We start from the raw sequence: 11,072 nt of genomic DNA, 5'->3' as shown, positions 1-11,072 counted from the left end.
ATGCGCTCCTTTTTTGACGGTTAATTTTTGACGATAGTCATGTCGTCATGATCGGCCTCGGCCTTTTGAATCATGACTTTTAGCCGTTCGATATTTTTCTTGTGACGGTTGATGGCAAAACCGATACGGATGTGTTCTTCTTCGGTGAAATCTGGGTTTTCGTAGGATTTTTCGATGCGTTTGAGACGTTCTTCTACTTCGTGCAGTTCATCCTTCATGGGCTTTACGTGTTCCAAGGCAAAGCCGTAAACGGCGCGAATCTGATCTTCGACATATTTGGCATATCCTGGTTCGCCGGAGACGTCTTCAAGCCGTTTGGCAATATGATAGATGATGTCGAAAGGACTTTCGCCGCTATGTATCATGTTGAGAATTTCCATTTTTACCTGTTGTTGTACGCCATGGGCTTGCGTGACGATTGGATCTAGTTCTTGTTCATTTGTATTTTTAGTGGGGACGTTTTCCTGTCCAGCTTGTTCTTCAGCCATATTATAAGTCCTCCTTTGTAACACTTCGGATCTTATGATTAGTATAGCATAGTATAGCAGAAAAAGAAAAAAAACGTAAGTTTACACATTTACAGTAGACAAAGAATTAAAATGTTGCATTGTAAAGTACATTTATGCTATAATGCATTTATCGCTTAAGAAAGACAGGGCCTCGTTCATGTTCGCTCGGTTTGGACATGGATTTTTTTGTGCTTTACAATGTTCACTGTAAAAGGACAAAAGGGTTCTTCTGCAAAAAGAAAAGGGTGTTAGTATGAATCAAATGTCTAAAGGAGAAATCTTAACCGTTGGGTTCATGATGTTCTCGATCTTCTTCGGTGCTGGAAATCTTATCTTTCCGCCGGCTCTGGGGCAGGCCGCTGGTGACCATGTACTGACGGCAATGATTGGTTTTTTGGTAACGGGGGTAGGTTTGCCACTGCTGGGAATTACGGCAATTGCCTTGCAAGGTGGAAAATATATTGAATTTATCCGCAAGATGACCTATCCATGGATGGCGACAATGCTGCTCGTCATTCTTTATCTGACCATTGGGCCGTTGTTTGCTATGCCTCGTACTGGTGCGGTTTCTTTTGAAATTGGCATCCGGCCTTTTTTGACCGCTGACAACATGACGTTGGGGCAGGCCATTTACACGGCAATTTTTTACGCGGCTTCCTATTATTTAGCGCTGAATCCCAATAAGTTGATTGACCGCGTAGGCAAGATGCTGACGCCGGTTTTGCTCGTATTCCTGGTTATCCTGTTTGCCAAGGCCTTTGTGACGCCGCTGGGAGATATTCTTGATGCGACGGGGGCTTATATCAAGACGCCGTTTGTCCAAGGCTTCCAGGACGGTTATCAGACGATGGATCTTTTGGCTTCTTTAGCAATCGGTACGTTGGTTGTCAATGCAATCCGCATGCGTGGGGTTACTTCGAATCGCGCAATCAGCCAGGTTTGCTTGATCGCTGGACTTATTTCGGTAGTATTGATGTCCATGGTTTACGGTTCCCTTTCCTATATTGGGGCAACCAGTGCCAGTGTCCTGGGGCATTCGGAAAATGGTGGCCAGCTGCTGGCGGCGGCAATCTCGATTTTCTTTGGTCCGGCGGGCAACCTGTTGGTGGCAGTTATCATTTCGTTGGCCTGCCTTACCACCTGCTGTGGCATAACTTCGGGGACGGCCTGGTTCTTCAACAAGCTCTTCAAGAATAAGATTTCGTATGAGCGCTTGCTGCTCTTCAGCATCTTGTTCAGTTTTGTGGCATCCAATGTCGGCTTGACGCAGATCATTACGTTGACGATTCCGTTCCTGGTGGGAATTTATCCACTGGTTATCGTATTCGTCCTGTTATCGTTGTTTGACCGCTTTATCGGTTGGCGCCGCAGTGTGTACCGCGGAGCTATGAACTGCACCATGATATTTGCCATCATCGATGGTCTTAACGCAGCCAGCATCCAGCTGCCGGGAGTCAATGAATTCTTGACTGCGTATCTGCCGTTCTACAGCATTACGATGGGCTGGGTAATTCCGGCTCTGTTGGGGGCTGCTCTCGGCTTTGTTTATTCCTTCTTTCAGGAAAAGCCAGCCGATGTAAGTGTCGCAAGTTAAGGAAATAGGGAAATGCCTCTGCATGAGCAGGGGCATTTTTTAGTACCAAAAGTAGTTATCCACAGAAACACTGTGGATGGTTGCTTAAAAGCTGTGGATAAGATGTTAAAAAGTTGGAGGATTATCCACAGCTATCCACAGAAAGGGCCAGTAACATTTGCTACTTAGTGGATAGTTTTGGGTATGGTATAATTGCTGGGAAAGAAGGGGAGGGGATTATTATGCAGGTAGAATGGAAACGCAGCGAAGAGCGAAAAACAGTACGAGAGATTGTGAAAATATACTGTCGTGGTCATCATCATGTCCGGGAATCTGGACACGAACTTTGTCCGGATTGTGAAGCTATTGCGGCTTATGCGGATATTCGTATTGCCAAATGTCCGCGTATGGCAGCGAAGACTTTTTGTAGTGTTTGTCCGATTCATTGTTATGCGAAGCCACAGCGGGAATTGATTTTGGCGATTATGCGTTATAGTGGTCCACGGATGCTTTTGCATCATCCAATTATGGCTATCCGCCACATCTTGATTCAGTGGCGGACGCGACATGGACTTAGAAAACGTGAGAAATGATGTTATAATAAACTTATTCGCAAACAGAATCGGAATAGGAAGGGGAATGCGGTTTGAAACCTTATGAAAATATTTTGCTGATAAGTGACCTCGATGGCACGCTGATTCCACGTGGCGGGGTGATTTCAGAGGAAAACAAAGAAGCGCTTAACCGCTTTGTCGAAGGGGGCGGTCGTTTTGCGATTGCGACGGGCCGTACGCCGGAAGCTGCGGAGGGGTATGTAAAAGATTTGCCGATCAATGCACCGAGTATTTTCTTTAATGGTTCGATGCTCTACGATTGGAACAGCAGAGAAATTTTGGCGACTTGTCCTTTGCGTTTCGCTGAGGATAAGTCCGTTTGGCCGCGATTTGCTGAAGCGGTGCGGGATTCTTTTCCGCATGCGTGTATTGAGGTATATACGGCCGATAATTGTCATATCATCAGTGATGAAAAGTATGATGATCCCCGTCTTCCTTTTGAGTATTATAAGTACGAGCATTGTACGTTGGACAAACTCCGGGATACGGAGAAAACCCCGTGGCTTAAGTTCTTTATTTGTGCGGAACCGGCCGTGCTTCATCGCGTGGAACGTATGGAAAAGAAATTTGGTATCGATGCGTTAACGAATAGTTTTTATTCTGAAGTGAATTACTACGAATTTGTGGCCAAGGGCGTATCTAAGGGGACAATGGTAGATAAGATTCGTCAATTGCCGGCGTGGAAGAATTATCGGATTATCGCGGCAGGGGATTATCTGAATGATAACGAAATGCTGGAACGGGCTGATGTTGGTGTTGCATCAGGAAATGCGCATGAGGATACCAAGGCTGTTGCGGATTATACGGGTTGTAAAGTGGAAGAACATTTGATGGCCTGGATATTGGAGCATATCGTAGAAAACGGGGAGGCTTGAGTATGAAAAAGATCTATGTATTGGCAACCGGCGGTACAATTGCGGGCAGTGCGGAATCGGACACGGCTACGACAGGGTATCAAGCGGGGGCTATTGGCATCGATTCCCTGCTCGATGCTGTGCCGGAAATTCGCGAGTTAGCGGAGGTTTCCGGTGAGCAGATTGCTGCGATTGACAGTAAGGATATGACACAGGAGATTCAGCTCAAACTCGCACGCCGCTGCAATGAGCTTTTGGCGTTCGAGGGAATGGACGGTGTGGTCATCACCCATGGTACGGATACCTTGGAGGAGACGGCATATCTGCTGAGTCTTTTGACTTGTACCGATAAGCCCATCGTCTTGACGGGGGCGATGCGGCCGGCTACGGCTATCAGTGCGGATGGTCCGCTAAATCTGCTCGATGCTGTACGCGTGGCAGTAAGCCCGGAGGCTCATGACCGTGGGGTGTTGGTCGTGACGAATAATCAAATCGACGGTGCGCATGATGTTACCAAGTCACATACGATGTCTGTTCAGACGTTCCAATCGCCGAATGGCGGTTCTTTGGGGAGTGTGGACGACGGAGTAGTGAAATTTACCCGTCGCAGTGAATTTACGCATCTTGAGGGAAGCCTTAAGTTTTGCGAAACGATTCGGGAGCTTCCCGATGTGCGGATCCTCTATGGCTATGCCGGCGATGATGGCCTTTTGGTTGAGGCGGCGGTAAAGGCGGGGGCCCAGGGAATCGTTTATGCTGGTATGGGAAATGGGAGCCTGCCTGCTCCGGTCGAGCAAAAGCTGGCGCAGGCAGTAAAAGCTGGTGTGACCGTCGTGCGCAGTACGCGTGGTTATGCAGGACAAGTAACTTATGCGGAGAAATCGTATGAAGAAGCCCAAATACTTCGCAGTGAAAGTTTAAATCCGCAAAAGGCGCGGATCTTGTTACAGCTGGCCTTGCAGCAAAAAATAAAACGTGAGGAAATACAGGAATGGTTTAATCGTTTCTAACCGTTTGAAAAGAAAAATTTTTTGTCTTTTTAAGGATAATCTTGTATAATAAAAAAAGACTAAAGGTAATCGATTCTAGATTATTTTAAAAGGAGAAATTCAAATGGCTAGAACTGCAAATTACGAAGAAAAAATTGCTAAGATCGAGGCGAAAATTGCTAAGAAACAGGCGGAGCTCAAAAAACTGAAAGCAGAGCTTGCAGACCTTAACGAGCAGAAAGCAAAGACCGATTATAAGGAACTGCTGGAGTTCATGAAGAAAGAAAACATGAGCCCGAGCGCTGTATTGGAAACGCTCAAAAAGTAAAAAGAAATTCTTGGAAAAACGATGCTGAGCCCTTGATAATGGACCTGGCATCGTTTTTTTATCAGCTAGGAGGTTTTATCCCATGGCAGAAAAGATTCATGTTTCCGAAGAAGAGCTGAAAAAAATCAATCCGGAGAAATACGAGAAAAAATTCTCGGAGGAAGGATTTTGGAATAAGATAAAAAAGAATGCAGCACAAATTGGCGTGAAAGTTCTTTATCAAGCCCTGCAGCTTTATTATGTGACGAAACAACCGAATTGCCCGATGAAAGTCAAGGTGGGAATCTATGGGGCGTTGGGGTATCTGATTTCCCCGATTGATGTGATTTCTGATTTTATTCCGCTGGTGGGCTATACGGATGATGCATCGGTTATTGCCGCTGCGATTGTATTGGCACAGCTCTATATCACTGAGGAAGTCCGCAGACAGGCAAAGGAAAAAATTCGGACTATCCTGGGGGATGAATATGCGGATAAACTGGGGTAATTAAGAGGCTTCATATAGTTTTCATTATCAACCAGTTTGTTTCAAGAATCGTTTTCTATAATAAATGTCGTAAGAGAAAGCCGAGAAAACCAGTATTGATGGTTTGGAGGTAGAATTATGAAATACGACATGAAAAAGAAGGTATCGAGATATTCAGCCCGTAAGCTGCTTTGTGCGGGCTGGGCAGCCCGTACGCTGACAGCGACGGTCATGCTGATGATGGCGGTAGTCGCGCCGGTGAATGTTTCCCATAGTTATGCTGCAGCAACAAATGACGAATCGTTAGCTGCAGTTGTGGAGCTGGCCGATTACAGCGATGAGCGCGAGGCGAAGCGCCGGGAACGACGCGAGCAGGCAGATATCCTGGCGGCGCAGCTTTTGCTCAAGGCCCGTGAGGCTGAGGACGGTATCACGGCTGCCATGCAGCAGCTGGAAACAGATGGTGCTTATCTGGAAGGTTTGGAAAACCGCTTCAAGCGCGCCGACAGCCTGTCGGGAAAAATCCTGGCGGATGCAGAGGAAAAACACGAGAGTTTGGACGTGGCAGCCGCGGCAATCAGTGATGTGCTGCGGTATACGCTGGTAGTCGATGAAAAGTCTTATGCACTTCAGGTTCCGAAGGCACTGCATCAGCTAGAGGCTGCGGGATTTACGGTGATCAAATTCCGCAACGCCTGGGGCGGTAAATTCTATCAGGGCATCAATGCCCAGCTTATGAGTTCGGAGGGCGTAAGAGTGGAGCTTCAGTTCCATACGGCACAATCCTATGCGATAAAACAGGTTTCGCATGAGGTTTATGAGATTCGTCGCAATCCCCAGGCTACGGAGCAGGAACGGGCAGAGGCGACTCGTATGAGTATCGTGTATAACAACCATGTCATTATGCCTGCTGGGGCGGACAAGGTGACTTGGGGGGGGAAAAAAGGACAGGCAGCATAATTATCCACATCCTCTTGTGTATAAATCTGTCGATTGGCTTTGGCATTGGCTTTAGTAGTCAATGTCAGGGCTTTTTTTATTGCACGAAAGCCAAAAAATCAGTAGAATAGAGGCAGAGTATGGGAAAATTCTTGAGGTTATCCACATTTTTATCCACAGTCATGTGGATAAAAGAAAATTCTTGGGGATAACAATGCGTTTTATGTGGATTAGTGGATGAATTCGAGGAATATATGGATAATCAGAAAAAAGTATTGAAATTATTTGATTATATCCGGCAGGTATGCAGCTTACGTCAGCAATTGATTCGAAATATCAAGGATCAGGAATGGACGCTGTTTTTTGATGAGCTGCCGATTGACCCGAAGCGCATCCATGTTTGGAAAAATTCCGGGGAAGAAGGCCACGAGGGCGTACTGCTGGAGGTTGAGAAGCCGGAATTTACAGCCTGCCCCGAAATGCCGTTTGATTTGGTAGGTTGGGTGCGTACTCCGGATTGGCGAAATTTTGAGACGGTGGATATTGAGGTTCGTGAAGAACGGATGCGTAAGGATCCGCGGCTGGGGGAGATTACCGAGCGCTTTGTTGATTCGGGGGTGCGCATTGCCGCGTTTGAGGACTGGAAGCGCCGGCGTACTTTATGGCGGGCGGGAGAAATGGTCAAAAGCCGTACGCAGGCGTTGTTCATGACTCTTTATGAATTATATGACCGCTGTCGTCAGGAACCAGAACAACTGGAGCTAATGGTTGGCGACGGGATGTTTTACAGTGGATTGGATGCGGCCATTCATCACCCGATTGTATTGAAGCGAGTGTGCCTTCATTATGATAAGAAGGGGAAGATGCAACTGCTCGATACGGATTATCCAACGGAACTCTATGGGGACATGTTTCAGGATATGCCTGGGATAGAAGGCGATGGAATCCGTGCCTTTTCCACGCAGCTTGATGAGGCGGATCTTCATCCGTTGGATGGGGAGCTGGTATCGTTCCTGCAGGAGGCTGTTCCGGCATTGACCCCTAATTGCCGTTTTGCCGAGAAGCGCTTTGATATTTTGCCGACGGATTGGTATTTGGTTTATCCGCGCCAGGTGATGTTTCTGCGCCGTCATAATGCTGGGCTGGAACGGGCGATTGCCGGAATGATGGCGTATGTGGATAATCATGGGGGAGTGCCGACGGCACTGCTGGAGATCGTGGACCCTGCGTATGGCAAAGCGCCGTCGGAGCCAATGACGGTAAGTTTGGAAGATATTCGCGGTGAGGCAGAAGATATATTACTCACGAAACAGGCGAATGCCGAACAGTTGGCCATCGCACGCAAAATAGAGCAGGCATCGGCTGTAGTGGTTCAGGGGCCGCCGGGGACAGGCAAGACCCATACGATTGCAAATTTGTTGGGGCATTTTTTAGCCAAGGGACAGCGGGTGCTGGTGACTAGTGCTACGTCAAAGGCGCTGGCGGTGCTGAAAGAAAAATTGCCGGCCGGTATACAGGATCTCTGTGTGTCGCTGCTGGAGGATTCCCGCAAAGATATGGAGCATTCGGTTAGCGGGATTTGTGATCGGCTTTCCCGTTCTTCGGCTGAGGAAATGTATCAGGCGGCAGAAACGCTGACCGTTGAACGTCATGAGCTGCTCCAGCAGTTGACAGAACTGCGCACGCGACTGGAAAATATCCAGCGTATGGAGGCTCGGCGCGATTATTTCCTGTTGGATGGAAAGGCCTGGTCGCTTTCGCGGATGGCAGCATTTTTGCATGAGCATGAGGAACTGGCAGGGGTGATCCCCGGAGAGATTGAGGAGGGGGCATCGCTGCCACTTTCTGAGGCGGAGTTTTTGGAGCTCTATGCGTCAAATGCCGCATTTGATGCGCAATTGTTGGCGGAACTTGGCGAGAAATTGCCGGACCGATCGGAACTGTTGCTACCAGCAGAGGCAGCGGCGGCTTTAGGGCAGGCGATTTCCCGGCAACAGGAAAAAGAAGAATTGTTGGCAGGTTTTGCCGAGGTGTCGCTGGATGGTGAAGGTCATGTCCTGCGGAAGGGGCGCCGGGTGACGGAGGAGTTTTCCGCCGATATGCTCCAAGAGACGAATGCGTTATATCAGACAATCGATTTTTCAAGGTTTCAGCAGGAGTGGGCCCGCGAGGCTGTTTTGGCAGGTCAGCAGGGAGGCGCTCATCGTGAGGTTTGGGAGATGCTCGGCCGGGATATCCGCAGGGTTCAGCAGCTCAAGCAACAGTCGATGACGCGTTTTTTCGGGCGCGAGTTCGATTATAAATTGGATCGGCCATTGGATAAGGATTTAATTCAGTTGCTTTCGGAGCTGGCCGAGGCGTTTGATGCGGATGGTCATCTTTCCCTTTGGAACCGGTTGCGTCATCGGGAATGGAAGGCCGTACAGCTTGGTTTCTGCATTGATGGCAAGCCATTGGCGAGCCGCAGGGATTGCCAATTGGCGATGCAGTATGTTTCGCTGCATCAGGCCCGTGAGACGGTGCGCCGTGAGTGGTCGCAACTGCTCGTACCGTATGGCATGATTTCCTATGAGGAACTAGCCCAGAACGAAGATGATATTGATGACTTGGTAAGTGCTCGCTGGCAAGAAATACAAGAGCTCCTTGATTGGTATCCAAAGGTTTGGGATGAACTGATGCTCCGCTGGCGTCGTGCAGGGGTGATTGCGGATGTCGTTTACGAGGGGGGCAGTTATCTGACCCCACACCAGAAATTGCAAGAGCAGCTTTCCTGGTTGGAGAATGATTTTCCCCGTTGGCAGAGACTCTTGGCTCTTTGTGAAGAAGAGAGCCGGGAAGAAGATCCTTTGGAAAAATCCCGACTGGCAGTCGTCGCAGCGGATGGTATTGTGGCCAGAATGTTTGCAAAAGCCCTCTTGGAAGGGGATGCAGAACTATATGCCGAAGCCTATGAGCGGCTGGCAAAGGATGATCGGCTTAAGGAGAGCTACCTCCGCCGTCAGGAGCTTATCGACCGATTGGCGACGGCAGCACCGCTTTGGGCGCAGTATATCCGTGAGCAGGCTGATGGCTTTGCGGACGCTGTTCCGCCGGATAATCTGTCTTTGGCATGGCTTTATTTACAGTTCAAGCAGGAACTGGAAGATGTGCCACAGGATGATATGCGGGAACTTTCGCAGCAAATTCATGATTTGACGGCACGACTTCATCAGACAACAACGGAATTGGCGGAAAAATTGTCCTGGTATCATCTGCTCAAAGATGTATCGGGGAGCAATCTTCAGTCCAGTCTGATTGGCTGGAGCAAAGCGGTAGCTAAGATTGGCCGGGGGAAAGGCAAATATGCAGCACGTCATATTCGCGAGGCACGCCAATGCATGTTGGAGGCTCAGGCGGCGGTTCCTGCTTGGATTATGCCGCTTTCGCGGGTATGGCAGAATTTAAAGCCGGAGAGTGAGAAATTTGACATTCTTTTGATTGATGAAGCCAGCCAGGCTGATATCACAGCTTTGCCACTGCTCTATTTCGGAAAAAAAGTCATCATCGTGGGAGATGATAAACAGGTTAGTCCATCGGCTGTCGGTGTGATGGCTGAAGACATCACCCGTTTGCAGAATGCCTCCATACAGGGGGTTATCAAGCATGCTTCTTTGTATACGATGGATACTTCGCTTTACGATATCGCGCAGATGAATTTTGAAGCGCGGATGCTCACCGAGCATTTTCGCTGTGTGCCGGAGATTATTGGTTACAGCAATCAGTTGGTTTATGATGGACGCATTCGTCCCTTGCGCGAATCCGGCAGCAGTCCTTTGATGCCGCTGGTTGATGTAAAGACTGCAGGCGAGCGTACGCAAAAACACAATTATCGGGAAGCGGAGGAAATTGTGGCAGTATTTGCGGCCTGCTTAGAGCAGCCAGAATACCAAGGAAAGACATTTGGGGCGATCTCTATGCTGGGGGATGAACAAGCGAAAGTTATCCGGGAAATGGCGGTCCGGCGCCTTGGAATTACCGTGTTGGAGGACTATCAGTTCCTCTGTGGCAATCCGGCTCGTTTCCAGGGAGACGAGCGGGATATCATATTCCTTTCCTTGGTGGATAGTGGGGAAGACGGACGTTCACTGCGGCTGCTCTCGGAGGGGCACAATGGCAGTAATAGCAAGCGCTATAATGTAGCGGCCAGCCGCGCACGTGACCAGCTTTGGATTTTCCATTCCATGGATGTCGAAGATTTGAAAACCGATGATATTCGCCGTGGTCTTATTGAGTATGCCAATAATCCGGTACGGGATATGGTGCGAAGCGAAGAGGAGGAGTCCTCACTAGCTGCGGCAGTATATCGCGAACTGGTACGTTATGGCTATCATGTAGAGAAGCACTTTGCCGTTGGTGCCTATACGATTGATATGGTGGTTTTAGGCCAGGGGCAAAAGGTGGCTATTGATTGTGATGGGGAACATTGGGTGAGCAGTGTCCAGCAGGCAGCGGAAGAACGTTGTCAACAGGCAGTGCTCGAACGTTTGGGATGGAATTTCCTGCGGATTCGCGGAAGTCATTGGTACCGTGATCCCGAAGAAACATTCCGTCGCTTGATGGCCGAATTGGCTTTTCAGGGGATTGAGCCAGAGGCCGCCGAATCGGACGGTCCGCTTGTGGGACAGCTGCGTGAAACGGTACTGGCAGCAGTGCGTCAGCGCGCAGCGGAAATCCTGAATCAGTGGCGTGCGGAGGCCGAGGAACAAGAAAAATAATTTTTTTTACGATTTTTGTAAAAAAATGTTTGACAAAGTATGGAGG

9 protein-coding genes are annotated in these 11,072 nt (G+C 48.8%); 8 read left to right on the top strand and 1 reads right to left on the bottom strand.

Features of this window, described 5'->3' with window-relative positions:
- Positions 1 to 20 precede the first annotated feature (20 nt).
- Positions 21 to 488, bottom strand: coding sequence for a hypothetical protein (locus T504_RS0106455; protein ID WP_369793620.1), 468 nt, complete (start codon positions 486 to 488; stop codon positions 21 to 23).
- Between the two features lie 274 nt (positions 489 to 762).
- Here T504_RS0106455 and brnQ point away from each other — a divergent pair, with 274 nt between their 5' ends.
- The 8 genes from brnQ (at position 763) to T504_RS0106415 (ending at position 11,026) form a co-directional block, all read left to right on the top strand.
- Positions 763 to 2,103: a branched-chain amino acid transport system II carrier protein gene (brnQ, locus tag T504_RS0106450; RefSeq protein WP_033170243.1), complete on the top strand. Its 1,341-nt coding sequence runs from the start codon at positions 763 to 765 to the stop codon at positions 2,101 to 2,103.
- A 221-nt stretch (positions 2,104 to 2,324) separates the two neighbouring features.
- On the top strand, positions 2,325 to 2,675 hold the full coding sequence (locus tag T504_RS0106445) for a nitrous oxide-stimulated promoter family protein (RefSeq protein ID WP_033170242.1): 351 nt from the start codon (positions 2,325 to 2,327) through the stop codon (positions 2,673 to 2,675).
- Between the two features lie 53 nt (positions 2,676 to 2,728).
- On the top strand, positions 2,729 to 3,571 hold the full coding sequence (locus T504_RS0106440) for an HAD family hydrolase (protein WP_033170241.1): 843 nt from the start codon (positions 2,729 to 2,731) through the stop codon (positions 3,569 to 3,571).
- A 2-nt stretch (positions 3,572 to 3,573) separates the two neighbouring features.
- Positions 3,574 to 4,560, top strand: coding sequence for an asparaginase (locus T504_RS0106435; protein WP_033170240.1), 987 nt, complete (start codon positions 3,574 to 3,576; stop codon positions 4,558 to 4,560).
- 103 nt (positions 4,561 to 4,663) lie between these two features.
- A complete protein-coding gene (locus T504_RS0106430; protein ID WP_033170239.1) occupies positions 4,664 to 4,867 on the top strand; it encodes a protein kinase in 204 nt (67 codons plus the stop codon).
- 82 nt (positions 4,868 to 4,949) lie between these two features.
- Positions 4,950 to 5,354: a YkvA family protein gene (locus T504_RS0106425; protein WP_033170238.1), complete on the top strand. Its 405-nt coding sequence runs from the start codon at positions 4,950 to 4,952 to the stop codon at positions 5,352 to 5,354.
- Between the two features lie 117 nt (positions 5,355 to 5,471).
- The gene (locus T504_RS0106420) at positions 5,472 to 6,293 is read left to right on the top strand and encodes a hypothetical protein (protein ID WP_033170237.1); all 822 of its coding nucleotides are present in this window, start codon (positions 5,472 to 5,474) and stop codon (positions 6,291 to 6,293) included.
- A 233-nt stretch (positions 6,294 to 6,526) separates the two neighbouring features.
- On the top strand, positions 6,527 to 11,026 hold the full coding sequence (locus T504_RS0106415) for an AAA domain-containing protein (protein WP_156033483.1): 4,500 nt from the start codon (positions 6,527 to 6,529) through the stop codon (positions 11,024 to 11,026).
- Positions 11,027 to 11,072 lie beyond the last annotated feature (46 nt).

It is taken from the genome of Selenomonas sp. ND2010 (genome assembly GCF_000702005.1).
GTDB lineage: Bacteria > Bacillota > Negativicutes > Selenomonadales > Selenomonadaceae > Selenomonas_A.
This window is presented reverse-complemented; position numbering and strand designations above follow the sequence as displayed.

Bases quoted from the DNA above. Each gene is read 5' to 3' on its own strand.
- T504_RS0106435 (WP_033170240.1), top strand. From the start codon at position 3,574: ATGAAAAAGATCTATGTATTGGCAACCGGCGGTACAATTGCGGGCAGT.
- brnQ (WP_033170243.1), top strand. From the start codon at position 763: ATGAATCAAATGTCTAAAGGAGAAATCTTAACCGTTGGGTTCATGATG.
- T504_RS0106415 (WP_156033483.1), top strand. From the start codon at position 6,527: ATGGATAATCAGAAAAAAGTATTGAAATTATTTGATTATATCCGGCAG.
- T504_RS0106420 (WP_033170237.1), top strand. From the start codon at position 5,472: ATGAAATACGACATGAAAAAGAAGGTATCGAGATATTCAGCCCGTAAG.
- T504_RS0106425 (WP_033170238.1), top strand. From the start codon at position 4,950: ATGGCAGAAAAGATTCATGTTTCCGAAGAAGAGCTGAAAAAAATCAAT.
- T504_RS0106455 (WP_369793620.1), bottom strand. From the start codon at position 488: ATGGCTGAAGAACAAGCTGGACAGGAAAACGTCCCCACTAAAAATACA.
- T504_RS0106430 (WP_033170239.1), top strand. From the start codon at position 4,664: ATGGCTAGAACTGCAAATTACGAAGAAAAAATTGCTAAGATCGAGGCG.
- T504_RS0106445 (WP_033170242.1), top strand. From the start codon at position 2,325: ATGCAGGTAGAATGGAAACGCAGCGAAGAGCGAAAAACAGTACGAGAG.